Consider the following 21,965-nt stretch of genomic DNA (forward strand, 5'->3'; position numbering starts at 1 on the left):
CTGTTCAGCGGGGCCCGGCCGCACCGTCCGGTGCACCGCCGCCAGGAGCCGCGTCCCCGTCACGGGGCACGGCCCCGCAGACCGGAGAACCCGATGGACATAGCCACCAAGAACACAGATACTCCGCCCCCCGCCTCCCAGCCGACCGCGGTAGAGCAGAAGCGCGCCTCCCGCGGTGCCACCCGACCCGGTGACCGGATCTTCCTCGGTCTCTCCCGCGGCTCGGGCATTCTGCTGCTGGCCGTCATGGCCGCGATCGCGGTCTTCCTCACGTATCGCGCGATCCTCGCCATCAGCAAGGACGAGGGCAACTTCCTCACCACCTTCGAGTGGAACACCAGCCTCAACCCGCCGACCTTCGGCATCGCGGTGCTGGCCTTCGGCACGATCGTCTCCTCGATCGTCGCCATGGTCATCGCGGTCCCGGTCGCGGTCGCCATCGCGCTGTTCCTCACGCACTACGCCCCGCGCAGGCTGAGCGGCCCGATCTCGTACGTGATCGACCTGCTCGCCGCCGTACCGTCCATCGTGTACGGCCTGTGGGGCGCCCTGATCCTCGTACCGAACATGAACGGCCTGTTCGGCTGGTTGAACGACTACCTCGGCTGGACCGGGATCTTCTCCTGGGAAGAGGGCGCGCCGCGCTCGATGCTGACGGTGGGCATCCTGCTCGCGATCATGATCCTGCCGGTGATCACCAACGTCAGCCGTGAGGTGTTCCGGCAGACCCCGCGCATGAACGAGGAGGCCGCGCTGGCCCTCGGTGCCACGCGCTGGGAGGTCATCCGCATCGCGGTGCTGCCGTTCGGCCGCTCCGGTGTGATCTCCGCGTCGATGCTCGGCCTCGGCCGCGCGCTGGGCGAGACGATGGCCGTCGCCACCGTCCTCTCCCCGAGCTTCGTCATCCAGACCAGCCTGCTCGACCCGGGCGGCGGCACCTTCGCCCAGAACATCGCCGCCAAGTTCGGTGAGGCGAACGAGTTCGGCCGTGACGCGCTCATCGCCTCCGGTCTGGTCCTGTTCGTCATCACCTTGGTGGTCAACGGAGCGGCCCGCGCGATCATCGCCCGCCGCGCCGAGTACTCGGGGGCCAACGCATGAGCACCGTCGTAGCAGAGAAGCGCCCCAGCACCCTCCAGGGCGCCCGCCTGCCCAAGTGGTTCCCCTACGCCCTCGCCGCCGGGTCGATCGCGGTCGGGGTCGGCATCAGCTTCGCCGCCGGCCTTGACAGCAGCATCCAGTGGGGCCTGATCGCCGCGATCCTCTTCGTCGTCGGTACGTACGTCATCGCCACACGCGTCGAGGGCAAGCGCCAGGCCAAGGACCGCATCGCGACCTCGCTGGTCTGGGTCGCCTTCCTGCTCGCCGTGGTGCCGCTGGTCTCCCTGGTCTGGGTGACCGTCGCCCGCGGTGTGAAGGTCCTCGACGTCTACTTCCTGACCCACTCGATGGGCGTCGTCGCCGACAACGAGCCGGGCGGTGGCATCTACCACGCCATCATCGGCAGCCTGGAGCAGGTCGCACTGGCCACGGCGATGGGCGCCCCGATCGGCGTGCTCACCGCGATCTACCTGGTGGAGTACGGGCGGGGCAAGCTCGCCAAGGCGGTCACGTTCTTCGTGGACGTCATGACGGGTATCCCGTCGATCGTCGCGGGCCTCTTCATCCTCAGCCTCATGCTCCAGTTCGACATGCAGCCGTTCGGTTTCGCCGGCTCGCTCGCCCTGGCCATCCTGATGATGCCGGTAGTCGTCCGTTCGACGGAGGAGATGCTGAAGCTCGTACCGAACGAGCTGCGCGAGGCGTCCCTGGCGCTCGGCATCCCGAAGTGGCGCACCATCCTGAAGGTGGTCCTGCCGACCGCCATCGGCGGCATCACCACCGGCATCATGCTGGCGGTCGCCCGTATCGCGGGCGAGACGGCGCCGGTGCTGCTGCTGGTCTTCGGCAACCCCTTCATCAACGACAACCCCTTCGAGGGTGCGCAGGCCTCGCTGCCGCTTTACATCTACCAGCAGTACGCGAACAGTGGAGGAGCGGAGGCGGCGTACGACCGTGCCTGGGCGGCGTCGCTCACGCTGATCGCCTTCGTGATGATCCTCAACCTCGGTGCTCGCGGCATCGCCCGCTGGAAGGCCCCGAAGACAGGTCGCTGACGCGGCCATCGACAGCGACCAGTAGCAGCCGGCCGGGACCGGCCGCCCCCTCGAAAGAAGCAGTGATACCCATGGCCAAGCGAATCGACGTCAGCGGGCTCAGCGCCTACTACACCTCCTTCCGTGCGATCGAGGACATCTCGATGACGGTCGAACCGCGCTCGGTTACGGCCTTCATCGGTCCGTCCGGCTGCGGCAAGTCGACCTTCCTGCGCACCCTGAACCGTATGCACGAGGTCACGCCCGGCGGGCGCGTCGAGGGCAAGGTCATGCTCGACGACGAGAACCTGTACGGCGCCGGGGTCGACCCCGTGGCGGTACGGCGTGAGGTCGGCATGGTCTTCCAGCGCCCGAACCCCTTCCCGACGATGTCGGTCTACGACAACGTGGCGGCGGGGCTGCGGCTGAACGGCTCGTACAAGAAGTCCGAGCTGAGCGACGTCGTGGAGAAGTCGCTGAAGGGCGCGAACCTCTGGAACGAGGTCAAGGACCGGCTGAACAAGCCCGGTTCGGGGCTGTCGGGCGGCCAGCAGCAGCGGCTGTGCATCGCGCGCGCCATCGCCGTGGAGCCCAAGGTGCTGCTGATGGACGAGCCGTGCTCCGCCCTCGACCCGATCTCGACGCTGGCGATCGAGGACCTGATCGGCGAGCTGAAGGAACGCTTCACGATCGTCATCGTGACGCACAACATGCAGCAGGCGGCGCGTGTCTCGGACCGCACGGCCTTCTTCAACCTCGCGGCGGTCGGCCAGCCCGGCAAGCTGATCGAGATCGACGACACGGAGCGCATCTTCTCCAACCCGTCGGTCCAGGCGACGGAGGACTACATCTCGGGGCGCTTCGGCTGAGCCGACGTCGCCCGTACGTCCTCCGCACGTCCTCCCGTATACCCCTCGCGGTGCTGCATGGCGGTGCCACCGCGAGGTCGAATAGGGCCCGCCCCTGGTTTCCCCGGGGGCGGGCCCGTTCAGTCTGTCCGGTGGTCCGGTCAGGGGTTGCTGCCGTTGGCGCGGATGGACTTCCAGCCGCTGCAGGTGCCGTTCTGCACGTCACCGTTGTCCTGGAGACAGACCCTGATGTAGACGACGGAGGTTTCGGCGAAGTTGTGAGTGGTGCGCCACACGCAGTCGCTGGCGCCCGCGCCGTTGCCGTTGTAGATCTTGGTGACGTCGCCGCCGCTTCCGATCTTCCAGTATCCGGCGACTCCTGCGCTGTCAAAGGAGTTGTCGCACACCTGGAAATCGTCGCCGTCGGCGTAGAAGTCCATCGTGCCGGCCATGTACGCGTAATTGCCCGACGCCACGGAGCGGACCGTCAGGTCACCCGCAGCCGCGGCGGGCCCTGCCCCGATGAGCACGGTCGCAGTGACGGCCGCTCCCATGCCGACGCCGTACACGAGTCTCTTGCGGTCGAACTTCATACTTCCCCCTGTAAGTGGGCCATTGACTCGAACACTTGAGTGTCGATCAGGCGCACATTAACAAGGGGAAGGCCTACAGGAAGGCCAGTTTCACGATCCAGAACCCGGCTGCCGCCACCACCGCAGCCGCCGGCATCGTGATGAACCAGCCCATGACGATGTTCTTGGCGATCCCCCAGCGCACCGCCTTCACGCGCTTCGTCGCGCCCACGCCCATGATCGCGGAGGTGATCACGTGGGTCGTGGAGACCGGGGCCTTGAAGAGGTACGCCGTGGCGAACATGATCGACGCGCCCGTCGTCTCCGCTGCGAAACCCTGGGGCGGGTCCAGCTCGATGATCTTGCGGCCCAGGGTGCGCATGATGCGCCAGCCGCCCGCGTACGTGCCCAGCGACAGCATGACCGCGCAGGCGATCTTGACCCAGACCGGGATCGGGTCGCCGTAGTCCTCGACGTCCGCGATGACCAGGGCCATCACGACGATGCCCATCGTCTTCTGGGCGTCCTGGAGACCGTGGCCCAGGGCCATGCCCGCCGCCGACACCGTCTGGGCGATACGGAAGCCGCGCTTCGTCTTGCTCGGGTTGGCGCGGCGGAAGATCCACATGATCGCCGTCATCACCAGGTAGCCGGCCAGCAGGCCCACCAGCGGGGAGACGAACATCGGGATGACGACCTTCTCCAGGACGCCGTCCCAGTAGACCTTCGTGCCGCCCGCCAGCGCGGCCCCCACCATGCCGCCGAACAGTGCGTGCGAGGACGAGGACGGCAGGCCGAAGTACCAGGTGATCAGGTTCCAGGTGATCGCGCCGACCAGCGCCGCGAACAGGATCGCCATGCCCTTGGAGTCCTCGGGCGTCTCGATCAGGCCCTCGCTGACCGTCTTCGCGACGCCGCTGCCCAGGAAGGCGCCCAGCAGGTTCATCACCGCGGCCATCGCCAGCGCCGCGCGGGGCGTCAGCGCGCGGGTCGACACCGACGTCGCGATCGCGTTCGCCGAGTCGTGAAAGCCGTTCGTGTACGTGAATCCGAGCGCGACCCCGATGGTCACGACCAGTGCGAAGGTGTCCATGGAGAGGTCAGGACTCCTTGACCGCGATGGTCTCCACCGTGTTCGCCACCTTCTCGAAGGCGTCCGCCGCCTCCTCCAGCACATCCACGATCTGCTTGAGCTTCAGCACCTCGATCGCGTCGTACTTCCCGTTGAAGAGGTGTGCAAGAAGCTTTCTGTGGATCTGGTCCGCCTGGTTCTCCAGCCGGTTCACCTCGATCCAGTACTCCGTCAGGTTCGACATCGTGCGGAGGTTCGGCATCGCCTCCGCCGTCAGCTCCGCCGCCCGCGCGAGGACCTCGATCTGCTGCTCGACGCCCTTGGGGAGTTCCTCGACCTTGTAGAGGACGACGAGGTCGACTGCCTCCTCCATGAAGTCCATGATGTCGTCGAGGGACGACGCGAGGGTGTAGATGTCCTCGCGGTCGAACGGGGTGATGAACGAGGAGTTCAGCTGGTGGAAGATCGCGTGCGTGGCGTCGTCGCCGGCGTGTTCCGCGGCCCGCATACGCTCTGCGATCTCGGCCCGGCCGGAGGCGTCGGCCCCGAGCAGTTCCATGAGGAGCCTGGAGCCCGTGACGATGTTGTCCGCGGACGCGGCGAACATGTCGTAGAAGCTCGTCTCCCTGGGGGTCAGACGAAATCGCACGTGGGGTCCTCGGAGTCCTTCGGGTTCGGTCAGGCTGATGCTAGGCGCAACATCCGGCCACGACTAACGGGCCGTCCCCAGTGTCGCCCATCGGGTACGGGGGTCCTACAGGTGGTCTGCGGGCAAGGGGCCTATACCCAGCAAAGTTCGTTACGATATACCCGGCAGGGGTATATCGATGCCATCTGTCCGGCTTTCGGGCCGGATTTCGTTCAGGGTTTCCATCAGGATCTCAACGGGAGGACGCGATGACGACCACCGAGGCCGGAGCGGCAGCGCCCTCTCCGGAGGCGACGGACGTGGTGACCGATGCCGTGGTGACCGATCACGACCGCGGCGTGCACGGCTATCACAAGCAGAAGGACGAGCACCTGAAGCGGCTGCGCCGGATCGAGGGGCAGATCCGCGGGCTCCAGCGGATGGTCGACGAGGACGTCTACTGCATCGACATACTCACCCAGGTCTCCGCCTCCACCAAGGCCCTCCAGTCCTTCGCGCTCCAGCTCCTGGAGGAGCACCTGCGCCACTGCGTCGCGGACGCGGCCCTCAAGGGCGGTACGGAGATCGACGCGAAGGTGGAGGAGGCGACCAAGGCGATCGGCCGCCTGCTGCGTACCTGAACCCCCTGGCCCCGTCGGCTCCCCTGACCCGGTTACCCAGTTACCCGGTTACGGGAGTCGTCTTTCAGCCACTCGCCGCGACCTCGCGCACCCCGCGTGCCTCGCGCTCCTCCGCCACCTTCAGCACCGCGTCGATGCTCTCCAGGCTGAGCCGGCCCTCGCCGGCCGCCGAGGCCGCGATGATCAGGTCGCCGCACAGCTCGATCTCGGCGAGGGCCACGTGGTCCTGAACTGCAGTACCGCCGACCGGAGCCACGTGCATCACCTCTTCTCTGCCGTCACCGCTTCCTAGAGTAGGGAGCGGTCTACACAACGCGCATGGCACGGACGGGCTAGTCCTTGCGCTACGGCGGACGCAGCCCGGACGGGCCGGGTTGCTCGCCGCCGCAGAGCTGTTGCCCGCCTTCCCGGTTTTCCGTACGGCAGTCCCCGCCGGGCCTCGCAGACCTCACTTCTCGGCGATGCGGCCCGCGTAGATGTCCGCAGGCCGCGGCAGCCGTACGTGTACGGGGGCCCCGAAGTCGTACAGCAGCGTCGTCGAGGTGACCGCGACCGTGTCCTGGCGCTGGCCGTTGACGAAGCTGAACCGGTGCTGGAGCTTGCGGATGCGGCCCTCGTCGTCGAGGTAGGCCTCGAAGGGGACCTCGGCGGTGGCGAACCCTTTCGCCGCCGCTCCCAGCGGGCCCCTGTTGCCCGGCGAGGCGCTCTTCGCGGCCTCGGCGAGGTCGGCGGTGCCCCGGTAGTGCCGTACCTCGGTGCCGGCGACCCGGGTCCGGCCGACGTACGTCGCCTCGCGCGTCCCGCGCAGCAGTTCCGCGGCGGCGAACGGGTCGGTGGCGCCGCCCGTCACCAGGTTGCCGTCGGACAGGGTCGCCGTGTCCACCCGTACCCACTTGTCGGCCGGGACGCCCGCACCCCGGTTCTTCATGAACAGGGCGCCCGGGGCGAGGAGTTCGGTGATCGGGCGGTGCGGGCTGGCGCCCGCCGGGTCCTGGGGGAGGAGCACCTTCAGTTGGCCGAGCTGCTTCGTGTAGTCGTAGACGCCCTCGCCCCGGATGGTGACCCGGGTGCCGCCGGTGGCCATCTCCATGGAGGTGGTGGCTCTGGAGGTGCCCGCGTCCACCAGGGTCGCGGCGGCGCGGTGCAGGACGCGGACGGAGTCGGCCGTGTCGGTGGCGGGGCGCGCGTCACCGGCTGGGGGCCCGCCAGCCGTGCATCCGGTGGCGCAGATCATGAGGCCCGTCGTCGCGGCGGCCATGAGGAACGCCCCGCTCCCGCGTCCGTACCGCCGCTGCTCCATCGCCCGCCCGCTCTCAAGCCGGGCCGCCGGTCCACGGCCCCTGTCGTTCCGCTTAACGAGGGGTGGGAGACGTTGTCACGCGCATACCGGAGGCTCTCCTCAGGTTGGCCTCGCAGTGGGCGCGCCGGTCGTACTGGCCGACCTGCTTTTCTGCTGGGGGTCCGGGGGTCGTCCCCCGGGGAATCGCAGCACCCGGGGGTGGGTACGGTGGTGGGTGTGGCACAGCAGGACCGAACCGAGCCTTCCCCGACTTCCGACGAGCACGCCGTTTCCATGGTGGAACACGGGCCGTTCTGCTTTGCCAGATGCGTCTGCGGGTGGCGCGGCCCCGCACGCCGGGCCCGCAGTCTGGCCAGGTCGGACGGCAAGGGACACACGGTCGGCGGCTGACGCCGGCGGCGGGGTTCAGGCCCGATGCCGCAGGGCCAGCAGCTCGTCGACCAGGTCTCTGTCGCGGGGCTGGGTCAGTCGTTCGCGGGCCGCCGCCGGGGGCAGCCACAGGATGCGGTCCACCTCGTCGTTCGGGGCGAAGGCGCCGGACGTGGCCTCCGCCGCCCAGTAACTCACCTGCTTGGGGCGGTCGTTGGCCTCGTAGTGGGACGTGGTGAGGGGAGCTCCGGGGGCGGCCCGGTAGCCCGTCTCCTCCTCGACCTCGCGCAGCGCGGCGGCGAGTGTCTCCTCGCCGCGCTTCAGCCGGCCCTTCGGATGCGACCAGTCGTCCCACTTCGGCCGATGCACGAGGCAGATCTCCAGGCCGCCGTCGACGGGCGAGCGGCGCCACAGGACGCAGCCCGCCGCCAGTACGGGTCCCTCGCCGGCGGACGTCACCGCGTACCCACCGTCTTCCGCTCCCAGGACTGCTGGAACGCGAACCGGGCCGCCTCCACCTCGTGCCGCTGGTCGGCATGGAGCACGCCGAGCGCGTACGCCGTCGCCGGGGCGATACGCGGGGTGCGCGCCGCCGCTGCCGCCGCCGCGGCGGCCTCGGACGCGTCCCGGTGCCGGTTGAGCGCGGCGCCGGCCGCCGGCATCCGTACGTCGACGTGGGCTTCGTCGCCCTCCAGGACCTCGTGGGCGTAGCGGCGCAGGCGCAGCAGCAGCCGTACGTGGTGCCAGGGGGCGTCCTGGGGGTGGGGGGCCGGGTCGGGGGAGAGGCCGTGGATCAGGGCCTCCGCGTTGTAAGGGTGGCCCGCGGTGAGGAGGGGGAGGGCGGCGACGGCGTCACAGAGGCGTTCGTCCGTCGCGGTGGCGAGGGGGCGGAGGTCGGTGGGGGTGTGGGCCGCGGCGGGGGTGAGGGGGACTTCGCTGGCCAGGACCGCCACGTTGTCCGCGACGGCGTGGAAGCGGCTCGAACCCAGGGCCTGGAGGGACGCCGAGTGGGATCGGGTGCGGGCCAGGGTGAGTTGGCGTTCGAGCAGGGCGCCTGCTTTCGCGGCGCCCACTGTCAGGTTGCTGCGGTCCGGGGGTGCGGAGGGGTGGGGCACGGGAGGGGGAGTGGTATTGCCGGACGCCGTTCGCAGTGCGGCTGTGGCTGCACCAACGGGCTGTGTGGGGAAGGGAGTTGAGCCGGACAGCCGGTGCAGTGCCAGCAACAGCCTTTCCAGGCGGGCCGAGTAGGCGTGCTCCCTGGCCAACGTGCCCGAAAGCCAGGCCAGTTCGGGCTGCATGTTCTCCGACCAGGTGGGGTCGAGGAGGGGGCGGAAGGTGTGGAGGGTGCCGGTGATGCGGCGGGCCGCGTGGCGCAGGGCGCGGGCCGCGTCCACGGGCCCCTCCGGGGAGGAGCCCATGGCTGTGGACGCGGTTGTGGTCGTCGCTGTGCTCGCGCCTGTGCCTGTCTCCCGGTGCAGGCGCAGGGCGCGCAGGAACTCCGTGGCCTGCGCCCGCAGGTAGTCCGCCAGGGCGTCTGCGGTCACGGGTCCGGCCGTCGTGGGGTCGGTCGGGTCAAGGTGTTGTTGTGCCACGCCTGCGCCTCCGGGCGTCTATGAGCATCTCCTGGACGTGTCGCAGGGGCTGGCCCTCGTTGTCCGTCGAGTGCCGGGTCCACTCGCCGTCCGGGCCCAGGTGCCAGGACTGCGTGAGGTCGGACATGCCGGTCTCCAGCATCCGGCTGAGCGCGGCCCGGTGGGCCGGGTCCGTGACCCTGACGAGTGCCTCGATACGGCGGTCGAGGTTGCGGTGCATCATGTCGGCGCTGCCGAACCACACCTCGGGCTCGCCGCCGTTGCCGAAGGTGAAGACCCGGGAGTGTTCGAGGAAGCGGCCGAGGACGGAACGGACCCGGATGTTCTCGGAGAGGCCCGGGACCCCGGGTCGTACGGCGCAGATGCCGCGGACCCAGATGTCGCACGGGACGCCGGCCTGGGACGCGCGGTACAGCGAGTCGATGAGCGCCTCGTCCACCATCGAGTTGACCTTGATGCGGACGTACGCGGGACGCCCGGCACGGTGGTGCTGGACCTCCTTGTTGATCCGCGAGATCAGGCCGTCCCGGAGGGACTTGGGGGCGACCAGGAGGCGTCGGTACGTCTCGCGGCGGGAGTAGCCGGACAGGCGGTTGAACAGGTCCGAGAGGTCCGCGCCGACCTGCTGGTCGGCCGTCAGGAGGCCCAGGTCCTCGTACAGGCGGGCCGTCTTGGGGTGGTAGTTGCCGGTGCCGACGTGGGAGTAGCGGCGCAGCGTGTCGCCCTCCTGGCGGACCACCAGGGACAGCTTGCAGTGGGTCTTCAGGCCGACGAGGCCGTAGACGACGTGGCAGCCGGACTCCTCCAGCTTCCGCGCCCACTTGATGTTGGCCTGCTCGTCGAAGCGGGCCTTGATCTCGACCAGGACGAGGACCTGCTTGCCGGCCTCGGCGGCCTCGATGAGGGCGTCCACGATCGGGGAGTCGCCCGAGGTCCGGTACAGGGTCTGCTTGATGGCGAGGACGTCGTCGTCGCCGGCCGCCTGCTCCAGGAAGGCCTGGACGGAGGTCGAGAAGCTGTCGTACGGGTGGTGCAGGAGGACGTCCCGTTCGCGCAGGGCCGCGAAGATGTCCGGCGCGGACGACGACTCGACCTCGGCCAGCTCGCGGTGGGTGCCGGCGATGAACTTGGGGAACTTCAGCTCGGGCCGGTCGAGGGAGGAGATGCCGAAGAGGCCGGTGAGGTCGAGCGGACCCGGCAGCGGATACACCTCGGCCTCGGTGATCTTCAGCTCCCGTACCAGCATGTCGAGGACGTACCGGTCGATGGACTCCTCGACCTCCAGGCGCACCGGCGGCCCGAAGCGGCGCCGCATCAGTTCCTTCTCCAGGGCCTGGAGGAGGTTCTCGGCGTCGTCCTCCTCGACCTCCAGGTCCTCGTTGCGGGTGAGGCGGAAGGCGTGGTGCTCCAGGACCTCCATGCCGGGGAACAGCTCTTCGAGGTGCGCGGCGATGACGTCCTCAAGGGGCACGTACCGGCTCGGCGAGGCCTCCAGGAAGCGGGACAGCAGCGGCGGCACCTTCACACGCGCGAAGTGACGGTGTCCGCTCACCGGGTTCCGGACGATCACCGCGAGGTTCAGGGAGAGACCCGAGATGTACGGGAAGGGGTGCGCCGGGTCGACGGCCAGCGGGGTGAGGACCGGGAAGATCTGGTGGCGGAAGAGGGTGAACAGGCGGGCCTGCTCCTTCTCCGTCAGCTCGGCCCAGCGGACCAGGTGCACGCCCTCCTCGGCGAGGGCCGGAGCGACGTCCTCCTGGTAGCAGGCGGCGTGCCGGGCCATCAGCTCGCGGGAGCGGGCCCAGATCATCTCCAGCACCTCGCGGGGCTGGAGGCCGGACGCGGAACGGGTGGCCACGCCGGTGGCTATGCGGCGCTTCAGGCCGGCCACCCGGACCATGAAGAACTCGTCCAGGTTGCTGGCGAAGATCGCCAGGAAGTTAGCCCGTTCGAGGAGGGGTGTATTCGGATCCTCGGCCAGTTCGAGCACCCGCTCGTTGAACGCGAGCCAGCTGCGCTCCCGGTCGAGGAACCTGCCCTGCGGCAGCGTCTCGCCGTCGTAGGGGGCCTCCTCGTACGCGTCGAGGTCGGCGTCGATGTCGGGTTCCAGGTCGGAGACCACGGCCGACACCGTGTGGGGGCGGTGGGAGGTCAGGGAACCGACGGACGGCTGCGCGTGCTGTACCTGCGAACGGGCATCTGGCTGGGTCATGACCCCATTGTTCCGCGCCGGGCCAGGGACGGGCGCGTCGGAGAGCGCGGGCGGGAGTGCGGCAGGGGTGGCCGGGGCCGCTCCGGTCCCGTTGGTGCCCCTGGGGGGCGGTGAAGGCTCAGGCACGGCGGGCGTCATTGGGTGAGCGTCGCAAGCCCGGCTGAATCACTGGTTACGGGGACATGACGTGCGGGATATCGGGGGGCGGCTCGCAGGGGCGGGCCGGTGCGGCAGGGGAGGGCAGGGGCGTGGACAGAGGGGTGCGCGTATGCCCCTTCTCCCCGGTGGAAGGGGCATACGTGGCCGGGCGGGGCCCGGTGTCCTCAGGCCGTGCGGCGGCGCAGCAGCCAGAAGGCGGCGGCTGTCGCGGCGGCGGCGAGGACGAGGACGATGCCGGTCTCCATGAGCTGGAGGGGCCAGAAGTGGGAGGCCGGGTGGTAGTCGCGGTAGAAGCCGACGACGTCACGGGCGGCACGGCAGGCGTCGTCGGTGCAGTACGGGTCCGGTACGCGGGACCCGCTGGAGGTGATGACACCGTCCTGGGCGAGCATGCCGGTCACCTGCGGGTACCCGGTCTCGCGGGTCAGGGTCTCGACCGGCCACAGGCGTGGACGCAGGTCGCCGAGGACGCTCATGAGGGTCAGCAGGGACACGGCGGCGATACCGAGGGCGGGCAGCGACCGTCGTACGAGCAGACCCACGAGGGCTCCGACGGCCAGGCCGAGCAGGGCGTACGCGGTGGCGAGGGGGCCGTTGGAGACGTAGCTGGTGCTCTGGTGCCACTCCCAGGAGCCCATCGAGCCCCACAGCTCGGCGTGCTTGTCCCACATCAGGCGGTGCAGGAAGGTGAGGAGGACGGTTCCGGTGACGAGCAGCGCGCCCGGTACGGCGAGCTTGGCGGCCAGCCAGCGGGCCGGGGAGACCGACTGGGTCCAGGCCAGCCGGGCGGTGCCGTTCTCCAGTTCACGGCTGATCAGGGCGCCGCCCGCCCAGGCGGCGGTGAGGAGGGGGACGAGGTTGATCAGGCCGCCGCTGACGGACACGGTGGTGCCGAGGAGGGGGGAGCCGCCGGCTCCGGAGTACTCGCAGGCCAGTCTCACGCCCCCGTTGTGGCAGCCGGACCTGGTGAACTCGGCGAAGGCCGCGTCGAGCCCGAATCCATAGGCCCACAGCAGTGCCCCGGCGGTCCCGGCGACCAGCAGCAGCCAGAACCAGAGGGCCGAGCGGTGCAGGATCAGCATCGTCGCGGGCAGGCCGTGCGGGCGCAGGCGGTCGCGCCGCGGTCTCGCGGGGGCCGCGGGTGCGGTGGTGGTGGTCATACGGCGGCTCCCGTACGGCGCTTGAGGAGGGCGAAGGCGATCAGCACGGACACCGTCGCGAGGGCGAGGAGGATGCCGGTCTCCACGAGCTGGAGGGGCCAGAAGTGGGAGACCGGGTGGTAGTCGAGGTAGACGCCGGCGACGTTGTTGCGGGTGACGCACGCGGTGCTGTCGCTGCAGAGCAGGTCGGGGATGCGGGCGCCGGTGGAGGTGTAGGAGCCCTTGCCGACGATCATGCCGTCGGGGGCCTCGAACCCGACGGGGCTCTTCCGGGTCTCGGCCGGCCACAGGTGCGGACGCAGGGACTGGAGTCGCTGTACGACGAGGCCGGTGACGACGAGGGCGACGCCGAGCGCGGCCTGCGAGCGGCGCAGGGCCAGGCCCACGAGGACGCCGACGGTCAGGCCGAGCAGGGCGTGGGCGATGGCGAGGGTGCCGTTTGGCTCGAAGACCTGGTCGTCGTACCAGTTGAAGTTGCCCGGCCGCAGTTCGGCACCGGCGGCCCACATCAGGCGGTGCAGGACGGTGAGCAGGAGCATCCCGGCCGTGATCAGCACGGCGGGCACGGTGAGCTTCGCGGCGAGCCAGCGCGCCGGGGACACGGACTGCGTCCAGGCCAGCTCGGCGGTGCCGTTCTCCAGCTCGCGGCCGATGAGCGAGCCGCCCGCCCAGGCCGCGATCAGGAACGGGGCGGCAAAGATGAGGAGGCTGCCGAGGACGATGCCCGAGTCCCAGCGGTTCCCGGCCGGTCCGAGCATGTCGCAGCCGAGGTTGGGCATGCCGCCGTCACGGCAGCCCGAGCGCGCCAGCTCGTCCAGGGCCGCGCTCGTGCCCGGCCCGTACGTCCACAGGATCACGCCGGCCGACACGACGACGTACAGCAGCCAGAACCAGAGTGCGGAGCGGTGGACGCGCAGCAGGGTCCAGGTGAGGCCGTGGGGGCCGCGGGATTCCCGGGGCTGTTTGCGGGCCGGGGCCTCGGTGGTGGTCAGGGTGGTCATATGGCGGCCTCCACCGACTCGTTCGCGGAGTCGTCCGCGTCGAGGTGCAGGGGCGGGGCCTCCGGGGAGCGCAGGTGGGCGAGGACCAGTTCCTCCAGGGTGGGCGCGGTGGCCCGCCAGGTGCCGGCGAGGCGGCCCGCCGGGCGGATGAGGGCGGTGGTCTGGCGGCCCGTCGTACGGGACTCGATCACCGTGTGCTCGTCGAGGGCGGCGGTCGGGCCCGTGACCAGGGAGTGGGCGGCGAGGAGGTCGTCCAGCGGGCCGGCGAGGCGGACCTGGCCGGCGCCGAGGAGCAGGACGTGGTCGCAGGAGCCCTCCAGCTCGGCGACGACGTGCGAGGACATGACAACCGTGGTGCCGTTCTCGGCGGCGTCGGCCATCAGGGTGCCCATCAGCTCGTGCCGGGCGAGCGGGTCGAGGTCGGCCATCGGCTCGTCCAGGAGCAGCAGTTCGGGGCGCTTGCCGAGGGCGAGGGCGAGCGCGACCCGGGTGCGCTGGCCGCCGGACAGCGTGCGGATCTTGGCGTCGGGGTCGAGAGCGCCGTCCGACACGACCCGCTCGGCGACGGCCCTGTCCCAGCGCCGGGGGTTGAGTTCCCGGCCCAGCCGGAGGGTGTCGGCGACGGTGAGGTGGAGGTGCAGGGGCTTGTCCTGGGCGACGTACGCCATGCGCTCGCGCGCCGCCGCCGGGCTGGTGCCGAGGACGGTGAGCGTGCCCTCGGTGGGCCTGAGCAGGCCGGCCGCCTGGGCCAGCAGCGTCGACTTGCCGGCGCCGTTGGGTCCGACGACCGCGCAGACGCGCCCGGCCGGCAGCCGGAACGTGCACGCGCGCAGCGCCCAGCCCTTCCGCCGGCCGAACCGTTTGCCCAGTCCGGCGGCCTCCATGGCGGTGTCGCTCATCCCTGGTCCCCCTTGAAATGCGTGTCGAGTACGGAGTTGAACAGCGCCGCCACGTCGTCCCGTTCGAGGCCGGCCGCGTGGGCCCGGGTGGCCCAGTCGGCGAGTTCGGCGCCGAAGGGGGAGTCCGCCGGGGCGGCGCCCAGGGACTTGCGGACGAAGGTGCCGAGGCCGCGACGGGCCTCGACCAGGCCTTCGCGCTCCAGTTCGCGGTAGGCCTTCAGGACGGTGTTCGGGTTGATGGCGGTGGCCTCCACGACCTCGCGGGCCGTGGGCAGCTTGTCGCCGGGTTCCAACAGGCCCAGGCGCAGGGCCTGTTTGGTCTGGTGGACGATCTGGAGGTAGGTGGCGACGCCGTTGCGTTTGTCGATGCGGTACTCGACCACTCGTGCAACCACCCTTTCACTAATTAAGTAGTGAAAGGGTGGCCCAAGAATGGGGGCGGTGTCAAGATCACCGCCCCCTGTGGGGAGTCCTGATAGGTGGTTACATCAGGACTCGGTCCGGTACATGAGGTCCGTCTCGTGGGTCGCGAAGCCCAGCCGCTCGTACAGCTTCACTGCCGCCGTGTTGTCCGCGTCGACGTAGAGCATCGCCGTGGGCAGGCCCTTGTCCGCCAGATGGCGCAGGCCGATCGTCGTGAGCGCCCGCCCGAGGCCGCCGCCCTGGGCGCCCGGATGCAGGCCGATGACGTACACCTCGCCGAGGCCCTCCGCCGCGTGCGTCTTCGTCCAGTGGAAGCCGATGAGTTCGCCGTCGCGGAAGGCGAGGAAGAAGCCCTCCGGGTCGAACCATGCCTCGGCCATGCGGTCGTCGAGGTCGCGCTGAGTGAGGGAGCCCTGTTCGGGGTGGTGGGCGAAGGCGGCGGCGTTCACGGCGAGCCAGGCCGCGTCGTCCTCGCCGGGTACGAAGGTCCGTACCGTCACACCGTCGGAAAGCTTCGGGTCGGGCAGGTCCAGGCCGGTCAACGGGCGCCGCAGCTGGCGCAGTTCGCGGAAGAGGGTGAGACCGAGGACCTGGGACAGGTGCCGGGCGGCGGAGTGGCCGCCGTGCGCCCACACGCGCAGCCGCTTGCCGGAGGCGGCCAGCAGGGCCGAGCCGAGCGCCCGCCCGTGACCGTGGCTGCGGTGGGCCGGGTGGACGACCAGCTCGGCGGCCGGCGCCTCGATCGGGTCGGTGTCCTCCAGCTGTGCGTAGCCGACGAGTTCGCCGCCGACCAGGAGAAGGAAGTGCGACACGCCCTCGCGGGCCCCGCCGCGCAGTTGCAGGCGCCCCTGCTCGGACACCGGCTGCTGGCCGTCGATCCGGGCGGCCTCCGTGAGCAGGGCGAGTACGGCGTCGGCCTGTTCGGCGGTGAGGGCCGTCAGGGTGTCGATGGAACGAGACAGGACGGGAGGGCCGGGGGTGCCGGGGGGCGCGGTGTCGTCGCTGGTCATGGCTACGAGGGTAAGGCCTGCCCGATTCGTGGCGAAGTGCCCTGGGAGGCAACCGTTCCGTAACCCGGAACCCCTGTCGCGCTACGCGCGTTGACTCTAGGCTGCGCCGGGACGGGGCCGAATTCTCACTGTTTTCTTACGCCTTCTTCTGGGCGTCCCTTCCTCTCCTCTCACGAACTTCAGGGGGGCACATGCCAGTCACACCCCAGCCGTACCACCGCCGCAGACGCCGTACGCGCGTGCTGCTCGCCACCGCCGCCGGTGTCGCCACGGTCGGCGCTCTCGTCGTCGCGATTCCGGCCAGCGCGGGCGAGACGTCGTCGTACAAGCCCGGCGGCCACAGCAAGCCGACCCGCTACCAGGACGTGCAGCTGCTGTCGTTCAACGACCTGCACGGCAACCTGGAGCCGCCGGCCGGTTCGTCCGGCCGCGTCACCGAGCACCAGGCCGACGGCACGACGAAGACCATCGACGCGGGCGGGGTCGAGTACCTCGCGACGCACCTGCGCGAGGCGCGCAAGGGCAACCCGTACACGGTCACCGCGGCGGGCGGCGACATGGTCGGCGCCTCCCCGCTGATCTCGGGGCTGTTCCACGACGAGCCCACCATCGAGGCGCTGAACGGCCTTGAGCTGGACGTCACGGCGGTCGGCAACCACGAGTTCGACGAGGGCGCCAAGGAACTGGCCCGCCTGCAGAACGGCGGCTGCCACCCGGTCGACGGCTGTTACGTCGAGGGCGAGAAGTTCTCGGGGGCGGACTTCCCGTACCTCGCGGCGAACGTGCTCAACGAGAAGACCAAGAAGCCGATCCTCAAGCCCTACTGGGTGTGGAAGAAGAACGGCGTCAAGATCGGCTTCATCGGCGTGACTCTGGAGGACACCCCGGGTGTCGTCTCCGCCGAGGGCGTGAAGGGCCTCAAGTTCAAGGACGAGGTCGAGACGATCAACAAGTACGCCAAGGAGCTGGAGCGCCAGGGCGTCAAGTCGGTCGTCGCGCTGATCCACGAGGGCGGCCTCCCGGCCTCGACGGCCTACAACTACGACTGCGACGCGGCGGGCGGCGGCTCCGGCCTCTCCGGCCCGATCGTCGACATCGCCAAGAACATCACCCCGAAGGTCGACGCGCTGGTCACCGGCCACACGCACGCCGCGTACGCCTGCACGATCCCGGACCCGTCGGGCAAGCCGCGCACGGTCACCTCGGCCGCGTCCTTCGGCCGCCTCTACACGGACACCACGCTGACGTACGACCGCTGGACGGGTGACATCGCCCGTACGGCCGTCTCCTCCGCGAACCACGTGGTCACCCGGACCGTCGCCAAGGCCGCGGACATGACCGCGCTGATCGCCCGCTGGAACACCCTCGCGGCGCCCATCGGCAACCGCGCGGTCGGCTTCATCTCCGCCGACATCCCGAGCACCGGCACCGAGTCCCCGATGGGTGACCTCATCGCCGACGCGCAACTGGCGTACGGCAAGAAGCTGGACCCGGAGACCGACCTCGCGCTGATGAACCCGGGCGGGGTCCGCGGTGGGCTGACGTTCGCGGCGAAGGGCAGTGAGGGCGACGGCGTCGTCACCTACGCCGAGGGCTTCACGGTCCAGCCGTTCTCCAACACGGTGAACCTGCAGAACTTCACCGGCGCCCAGCTGATCTCCGTACTCCAGGAGCAGGTGAGCGGTTCGAACGCGGCGGCGCCGAAGATCCTGCTGCCGTCGACGGGCCTGACGTACACGCTGGACATGACGAAGACCGGCGCGGACCGGATCGTCGTCAGCTCCGTCCTGCTGAACGGTGCGGCCATCGACCCGGCGGCCACCTACCGCGTCGCGACGAACAGCTTCCTCGCGGGCGGCGGCGACGGTTACCCGACGCTGGGCCAGGGCACGAACGACCTGGTCGGCGGGGACGACCTTGCGGCGCTGGCGGACTACCTGACCGCCAACTCCACGGCGACCACCCCGATCGCGCCGCCGGTGACGAACCGGATCACGATCGTTCAGTAGCGGTACTGGCCGGTACTGGCCGGTACTGGCAGCAGTTTCATCACAGAGGGCCCGAGGCGAGTCGCCTCGGGCCCTCTGCTGTGCCCTGTACGTGGGGAATGTGGTGCGGCTGGGGAGCGGGGTGTCGACACACGCTCCCCAGCCGGTCTCTGGGTCGTTCCGTACGTTGGCCGTTCGTACGTCGGTCAGCCGGCCGTGGGCGTCCAGTCGCCCAGCCAGTCGGCGACCTCCTGGCCGGCGGCCTGGGCGTCGGTCAGGATGGGGCGGTCGGTGCTCGCGGCACCCGCGCCCGCGCCCTTGTTCTGGTACTCGGCGAAGCGGTCGTCCTTCCAGGAGAAGCCGCTCATGTCGGTCCAGGGGGTGGTCCTGATCGCGGCGCTCAGGGTGGTGTTGCGGATCGTGGTCTGCGGGTCGAGGCTCGCGTCGCCGCCCGCGTGCCAGGGCCGGCCGAGGTAGAAGCTGCGGTCGGAGACGTCGCCGTTGATCGTGGAGTTGGCGATCAGGATGCCCTTGCGGTTCGCGGCGGTGCTGGGGGCCGTGACGTAGCCGGCCGAGGTGCCGTTCCAGCGCTTCTTCAGGGTGATGACGGACTTGTCGATCACGGCCGTGGCCCGGCCGAAGATGAAGTCGGTGTTGCCGACGACATAGGAGTTGGTGATGTAGACGCGGCCCAGCTTGTCCTTGGACGCGGTGTCCACCAGCAGGGTGTCCTGGTCGCCGCTGATGATGACGCTGTCGAGGAACACCTTGTCGGCGGAGGTGCGCAGGGCGACCGCCTGGTTGGCGATGTCCTGGTGCGCGGCCTCGTCGAAGTCGTTGGAGATCGTCAGGTTGCGGGCCTGGAAGTTGTCCGCCTCGACGGCGACGGTGGCGCTGCCGCCGGTGCCGTACGTGCCTCCGCCGGGCTTCGGCGTACCGGACGCGTTGTTGTAGACGATCGTGGTGTCCTTGCGGCTGCCACCGCTGCCCTGGATGGTGACGTGCGGCTTGTTCGACGGCACCTTGACCAGCTCGCGGTACGTGCCCGGCTTGACGGAGATGACCACCCGGGAGGCGTTGTTCGCTGGTACGGCGTTCACGGCCGCCTGCACGGTCCGGTACTGGCCGGAGCCGTCGGCGGCGACGGTGAGGGTCGTGGCAGCGGCGGCGGTGGTGCCCGGGGTGGTGGCGGTCGTCGCCTTCGCCACCGAACTCCGGGGCCCCACACCGGACTTGAGGAGCGCGGGCACGTCCGCGGCCTTGTCGAGCGTGTAGGTGTAGTACGTCTTGGGGTTCCAGGCGGCGCCCGTACCCCCGCTCTCGTTCTTCCCGCTCGTCCCCGAGAAGACGCTGCCGCGCTGGACGACGGTGGCGGTGGCGTCCCGGACGACGGGGTTGGTCAGGCCCTGGAAGTAGGAGTTCTCCAGCACCATGTTCGTCTTGCCGCGCGAGTAATTACCGTACGAGGACTTGATGGTGGTCCCGGCCTCGTCCTCCAGATAGTTGTTGTAGAGGTGCGCATGGGCCACGTTGTCGGTGGACGGGTTGCGCTGCTCGGTCTCGCGGATCCAGTTGTGGTGGATCGTGATGTCGGCGGTGGTGTTCTCGGTCCAGCCGATACCGAAGGCCTTGTTCTCCTGGCTCAGCTTGTTCCAGGACACGGTGAGATAGGTCGTGTCCTTACGGCTGTCGATGAGCCCGTCGGCCATGTGCCGCAGGTCGTTGTGATCGATCCAGACGTGATGGGCACCGTCCATCTGGATGGCGTCGAAGTCGTTCTCCTTGTCGTTCCAGACGCCTTGGTACGCATCCCGGATGGTGAGGTTCCGGATGATGACGTTGTGGACGCCGGTCCCGAGGAAGAACCCCCCACCGACGATGTGCCCGGACGTCCCCGCCCCGATGATGGTCTTGTCGGAGGCGACCTTGATCTCCTTGCCGACCGGGTTCATGTTGATGGTCGCGGCGACGACGATGATGTACGGCTCGGCCGCGGTCGCGTACTTCTCGAGATCGGCGAGCGTCTTCACGGTGACGGTCTGACCGTCCCGGCCGCCGTAAGTCCCGTTCTGCCCCAGGGCGTTGACGGAGGCGAACCCGTTGGCGACGTCGGTGACACCGGCGAGCGCGGAGGCGGCGGCGGTGGCGGCGGACGCTGTCGGCTGCGCGTCCTGACCGAACACACCGAAGACGCCGCCGTAGGCCATGGCCCCGGAGGCGGTCAGGGCCAGCGGAACCCCGGCGAACAGGGCGGTCCTGCGGCGACGGTGACGACGAGGGCTGCGGGGCTTGCTGCGGGTTGTCTCGCTCACGGCGGCATCCGTTCAAGTGAGGGGGGTGGCAGGTCACTTGGTGGTTGCAGCTGACGGGGGAAAGGTTGCCGGGGTGGGGCACGGGTTTCGGACAGTGCTCGGTTACCGTCAGAGGGTGGTGACGCGGCTGGTGGTGGGGTGGGGGTGGATTCGGAGAGGCAGGCGGAATGATCGGGACCGTGTTCCGGAGCGAGGACGTGCCTGCGGGAGACCGGTTCGAGTACTGGCGGGAACTGGTCGGCCGGACGCGCTCCAGCGAAATCATCAGTGACCACGCCGCCGACTTCTGGGCGGAGCAGCGGCTGATGGAACTGGGGCCGCTGATCGTGAGCCAGATGTCGTTCCGGCCGACACGCTATCGGCGGACCCCGAGAATGGTGCGTCAGGACGACCCCGAGCTGTTCCACCTGACGCTGCTGACCGACGGCGGACTGGACCTCGAACACGCGGGCCGGGAAAGCACGTTCACCGCACGCACCCTGCATCTGGCCGACAGTTCGAAGCCGTACGACGTCAGAACGGCAGACGACCGGGAGGACTGCGTCGTCAGGGGGATGGCCGTGGACTTCCCCAAGGCACTGCTGCCCCTACCGCCGGACCGGGTACGGGAGTTGCTGGGCCGGAACCTGCCGGGGCAGGACGGGATCGGTGCCCTGCTGGCGGAGTTCCTCGTCGGCCTGGACCGGCAGGCCGCCACCCTCACCCCCGCCGACGCGCCCCGCCTGGGCACGGTCGTCCTCGACCTGCTGTCGGCCTGGTTCGCCCAACTGCTGGACGCGGAGGCCGTGTTGGCGCCGGAGACCCGAGGGCGGGCTATGGCGGAACGCGTCCAGGCGTTCATCCGCCACAACCTTCACGACCCGGAGCTGACACCGCCGGTGATAGCCGCCGCCCACAACATCTCGCTCAGCTATCTGCACCGCATCTTCCAGCAGCAGACGCGGGGCGAAACGGTCGCGGCCTGGATCCGCCGCCGACGCGTGGAGAACGCCCACCGGGACTTGGCGGACGGTTCGTTGAGCGGCACCCCGATCCACACCATCGCGGCCCGCTGGGGCTACCCGCGCCCCTCCGACTTCACCCGGGCGTTCCGCGCCACGTACGGGATGTCCCCCAGGGAGTACCGGCAACAAGCGCTGCCGGAAAGGGCCGTAGGACGCGAGTAGACGCAGCGCCAAGTAACTGTGCACCGGCTGCCAACGACAACAGGGCGGCGCCCAGGCATTGTTGATTCCGCAACGGGGGAAATCTCGGTCGCGGAGCGGAACCTCTGCTCGGCTCCGCGACCGAGGAAACCCGGTATCACCACTCCGCCGGGTCCATCGGGATCCGCCCTCCCCGGCTGACCGCGATCCGCAGGACGTCCGCCAACGACTCGGCGGCCCGCGTGAGCGCGAACCGCACGGCCCGCTCCCCCGCCCTGGGGTCACTGAGCAAGGCCTTCGCCCCCTTCAACACCTGCTCCCCGGAATCCAGTTGGGCCGCCTCGATGTCGTCGGCGAGGAGAGAGAGCCGGCTGAGGCCACTGTCGGTGCTGAGGTAGCAGGGGTTGGTGTGTCCTGAACATGAAAGGGAGTTGGTTGTAGGGCAGCTTCTGGAAATGATGCTGTGCGGGAGATGAAGGTTTTGGCCCTTCGGAGTCGC

21 protein-coding genes are annotated in these 21,965 nt (G+C 69.7%); 6 read left to right on the forward strand and 15 right to left on the reverse strand.

What is annotated here, in order from left to right; genetic code table 11:
• The first annotated feature begins 93 nt into the window (after window positions 1-93).
• From pstC to pstB, 3 genes are all read left to right on the forward strand, one after another.
• Entirely contained in the window at window positions 94-1,101 is a 1,008-nt protein-coding gene (pstC, locus tag ACH4TV_RS46775; RefSeq protein WP_398407581.1) for a phosphate ABC transporter permease subunit PstC, read from the forward strand.
• Window positions 1,098-2,156 (forward strand): phosphate ABC transporter permease PstA, encoded by a 1,059-nt coding sequence (gene pstA, locus ACH4TV_RS46780; protein ID WP_398407582.1) that lies wholly within the window; start codon window positions 1,098-1,100, stop codon window positions 2,154-2,156. The genes pstC and pstA overlap by 4 nt, the downstream gene beginning before the upstream one ends.
• Before the next feature lie 71 nt (window positions 2,157-2,227).
• Window positions 2,228-3,004: a phosphate ABC transporter ATP-binding protein PstB gene (gene pstB, locus ACH4TV_RS46785; RefSeq protein WP_398407583.1), complete on the forward strand. Its 777-nt coding sequence runs from the start codon at window positions 2,228-2,230 to the stop codon at window positions 3,002-3,004.
• Window positions 3,005-3,144: 140 nt separating this feature from the next.
• Here the strand turns inward: pstB and ACH4TV_RS46790 are convergent, their stop codons facing one another.
• The 3 genes from ACH4TV_RS46790 to ACH4TV_RS46800 all read right to left on the reverse strand — a co-directional run bounded on the left by ACH4TV_RS46790 (window position 3,145) and on the right by ACH4TV_RS46800 (window position 5,276).
• The gene (locus ACH4TV_RS46790) at window positions 3,145-3,576 is read right to left on the reverse strand and encodes a hypothetical protein (RefSeq protein WP_398407584.1); all 432 of its coding nucleotides are present in this window, start codon (window positions 3,574-3,576) and stop codon (window positions 3,145-3,147) included.
• A gap of 73 nt (window positions 3,577-3,649) precedes the next feature.
• Window positions 3,650-4,648, reverse strand: coding sequence for an anion permease (locus tag ACH4TV_RS46795; RefSeq protein ID WP_398407585.1), 999 nt, complete (start codon window positions 4,646-4,648; stop codon window positions 3,650-3,652).
• 7 nt (window positions 4,649-4,655) lie between these two features.
• Window positions 4,656-5,276 carry a DUF47 domain-containing protein gene (locus ACH4TV_RS46800; RefSeq protein ID WP_398407586.1) on the reverse strand — a complete coding sequence of 207 codons (621 nt, stop codon included), beginning with the start codon at window positions 5,274-5,276 and terminating at the stop codon, window positions 4,656-4,658.
• 248 nt (window positions 5,277-5,524) lie between these two features.
• Here ACH4TV_RS46800 and ACH4TV_RS46805 point away from each other — a divergent pair, with 248 nt between their 5' ends.
• Window positions 5,525-5,896 (forward strand): metal-sensitive transcriptional regulator, encoded by a 372-nt coding sequence (locus ACH4TV_RS46805; protein ID WP_398407587.1) that lies wholly within the window; start codon window positions 5,525-5,527, stop codon window positions 5,894-5,896.
• A 64-nt stretch (window positions 5,897-5,960) separates the two neighbouring features.
• Here the strand turns inward: ACH4TV_RS46805 and ACH4TV_RS46810 are convergent, their stop codons facing one another.
• From ACH4TV_RS46810 to mshD, 10 genes are all read right to left on the reverse strand, one after another.
• Window positions 5,961-6,158, reverse strand: a complete 198-nt coding sequence (locus tag ACH4TV_RS46810; RefSeq protein WP_398407588.1) for a hypothetical protein — start codon at window positions 6,156-6,158, stop codon at window positions 5,961-5,963.
• 186 nt (window positions 6,159-6,344) lie between these two features.
• A complete protein-coding gene (locus ACH4TV_RS46815; RefSeq protein ID WP_398407589.1) occupies window positions 6,345-7,196 on the reverse strand; it encodes a hypothetical protein in 852 nt (283 codons plus the stop codon).
• A gap of 405 nt (window positions 7,197-7,601) precedes the next feature.
• Window positions 7,602-8,024, reverse strand: a complete 423-nt coding sequence (locus ACH4TV_RS46820; protein ID WP_398407590.1) for an NUDIX hydrolase — start codon at window positions 8,022-8,024, stop codon at window positions 7,602-7,604.
• The gene (locus tag ACH4TV_RS46825) at window positions 8,021-9,157 is read right to left on the reverse strand and encodes a CHAD domain-containing protein (RefSeq protein WP_398407591.1); all 1,137 of its coding nucleotides are present in this window, start codon (window positions 9,155-9,157) and stop codon (window positions 8,021-8,023) included. Before ACH4TV_RS46825 ends, ACH4TV_RS46820 begins: the two co-directional genes overlap by 4 nt.
• A complete protein-coding gene (locus ACH4TV_RS46830; protein WP_398407592.1) occupies window positions 9,138-11,507 on the reverse strand; it encodes an RNA degradosome polyphosphate kinase in 2,370 nt (789 codons plus the stop codon). Before ACH4TV_RS46830 ends, ACH4TV_RS46825 begins: the two co-directional genes overlap by 20 nt.
• A gap of 185 nt (window positions 11,508-11,692) precedes the next feature.
• On the reverse strand, window positions 11,693-12,688 hold the full coding sequence (locus ACH4TV_RS46835; protein ID WP_398407593.1) for an ABC transporter permease: 996 nt from the start codon (window positions 12,686-12,688) through the stop codon (window positions 11,693-11,695).
• A complete protein-coding gene (locus ACH4TV_RS46840; protein ID WP_398407594.1) occupies window positions 12,685-13,689 on the reverse strand; it encodes a cbb3-type cytochrome c oxidase subunit 3 in 1,005 nt (334 codons plus the stop codon). Before ACH4TV_RS46840 ends, ACH4TV_RS46835 begins: the two co-directional genes overlap by 4 nt.
• Complete coding sequence (locus tag ACH4TV_RS46845) at window positions 13,686-14,588, reverse strand: ABC transporter ATP-binding protein (protein ID WP_398407595.1); 903 nt, start codon at window positions 14,586-14,588, stop codon at window positions 13,686-13,688. Before ACH4TV_RS46845 ends, ACH4TV_RS46840 begins: the two co-directional genes overlap by 4 nt.
• On the reverse strand, window positions 14,585-14,971 hold the full coding sequence (locus ACH4TV_RS46850) for a GntR family transcriptional regulator (protein WP_398407602.1): 387 nt from the start codon (window positions 14,969-14,971) through the stop codon (window positions 14,585-14,587). The genes ACH4TV_RS46845 and ACH4TV_RS46850 overlap by 4 nt, the downstream gene beginning before the upstream one ends.
• 105 nt (window positions 14,972-15,076) lie before the next feature.
• A complete protein-coding gene (mshD, locus tag ACH4TV_RS46855) occupies window positions 15,077-16,021 on the reverse strand; it encodes a mycothiol synthase (protein WP_398407596.1) in 945 nt (314 codons plus the stop codon).
• A gap of 191 nt (window positions 16,022-16,212) precedes the next feature.
• On the opposite strand from mshD, the gene ACH4TV_RS46860 reads away from it, so the two are divergent.
• A complete protein-coding gene (locus ACH4TV_RS46860) occupies window positions 16,213-18,030 on the forward strand; it encodes a bifunctional metallophosphatase/5'-nucleotidase (RefSeq protein WP_398407597.1) in 1,818 nt (605 codons plus the stop codon).
• A gap of 185 nt (window positions 18,031-18,215) precedes the next feature.
• Here the strand turns inward: ACH4TV_RS46860 and ACH4TV_RS46865 are convergent, their stop codons facing one another.
• Complete coding sequence (locus ACH4TV_RS46865) at window positions 18,216-20,321, reverse strand: pectinesterase family protein (protein WP_398407598.1); 2,106 nt, start codon at window positions 20,319-20,321, stop codon at window positions 18,216-18,218.
• Window positions 20,322-20,488: 167 nt separating this feature from the next.
• Here ACH4TV_RS46865 and ACH4TV_RS46870 point away from each other — a divergent pair, with 167 nt between their 5' ends.
• A complete protein-coding gene (locus ACH4TV_RS46870) occupies window positions 20,489-21,487 on the forward strand; it encodes an AraC family transcriptional regulator (RefSeq protein ID WP_398407599.1) in 999 nt (332 codons plus the stop codon).
• A 136-nt stretch (window positions 21,488-21,623) separates the two neighbouring features.
• Here ACH4TV_RS46870 and ACH4TV_RS46875 read toward each other — a convergent pair whose 3' ends face one another.
• Window positions 21,624-21,758, reverse strand: a complete 135-nt coding sequence (locus ACH4TV_RS46875) for a hypothetical protein (RefSeq protein ID WP_398407600.1) — start codon at window positions 21,756-21,758, stop codon at window positions 21,624-21,626.
• Window positions 21,759-21,965: the final 207 nt, after the last annotated feature.

It is taken from the genome of Streptomyces sp. NPDC020898, from assembly GCF_044333925.1.
Lineage (GTDB): Bacteria > Actinomycetota > Actinomycetes > Streptomycetales > Streptomycetaceae > Streptomyces.

Bases quoted from the DNA above. Each gene is read 5' to 3' on its own strand.
- ACH4TV_RS46815 (WP_398407589.1), bottom strand. From the start codon at position 7,196: ATGGAGCAGCGGCGGTACGGACGCGGGAGCGGGGCGTTCCTCATGGCC.
- ACH4TV_RS46860 (WP_398407597.1), top strand. From the start codon at position 16,213: ATGCCAGTCACACCCCAGCCGTACCACCGCCGCAGACGCCGTACGCGC.
- mshD (WP_398407596.1), bottom strand. From the start codon at position 16,021: ATGACCAGCGACGACACCGCGCCCCCCGGCACCCCCGGCCCTCCCGTC.
- ACH4TV_RS46840 (WP_398407594.1), bottom strand. From the start codon at position 13,689: ATGACCACCCTGACCACCACCGAGGCCCCGGCCCGCAAACAGCCCCGG.
- pstB (WP_398407583.1), top strand. From the start codon at position 2,228: ATGGCCAAGCGAATCGACGTCAGCGGGCTCAGCGCCTACTACACCTCC.
- pstA (WP_398407582.1), top strand. From the start codon at position 1,098: ATGAGCACCGTCGTAGCAGAGAAGCGCCCCAGCACCCTCCAGGGCGCC.
- pstC (WP_398407581.1), top strand. From the start codon at position 94: ATGGACATAGCCACCAAGAACACAGATACTCCGCCCCCCGCCTCCCAG.
- ACH4TV_RS46830 (WP_398407592.1), bottom strand. From the start codon at position 11,507: ATGACGCCCGCCGTGCCTGAGCCTTCACCGCCCCCCAGGGGCACCAAC.
- ACH4TV_RS46810 (WP_398407588.1), bottom strand. From the start codon at position 6,158: ATGCACGTGGCTCCGGTCGGCGGTACTGCAGTTCAGGACCACGTGGCC.
- ACH4TV_RS46795 (WP_398407585.1), bottom strand. From the start codon at position 4,648: ATGGACACCTTCGCACTGGTCGTGACCATCGGGGTCGCGCTCGGATTC.
- ACH4TV_RS46870 (WP_398407599.1), top strand. From the start codon at position 20,489: ATGATCGGGACCGTGTTCCGGAGCGAGGACGTGCCTGCGGGAGACCGG.
- ACH4TV_RS46790 (WP_398407584.1), bottom strand. From the start codon at position 3,576: ATGAAGTTCGACCGCAAGAGACTCGTGTACGGCGTCGGCATGGGAGCG.
- ACH4TV_RS46835 (WP_398407593.1), bottom strand. From the start codon at position 12,688: ATGACCACCACCACCGCACCCGCGGCCCCCGCGAGACCGCGGCGCGAC.
- ACH4TV_RS46805 (WP_398407587.1), top strand. From the start codon at position 5,525: ATGACGACCACCGAGGCCGGAGCGGCAGCGCCCTCTCCGGAGGCGACG.
- ACH4TV_RS46845 (WP_398407595.1), bottom strand. From the start codon at position 14,588: ATGAGCGACACCGCCATGGAGGCCGCCGGACTGGGCAAACGGTTCGGC.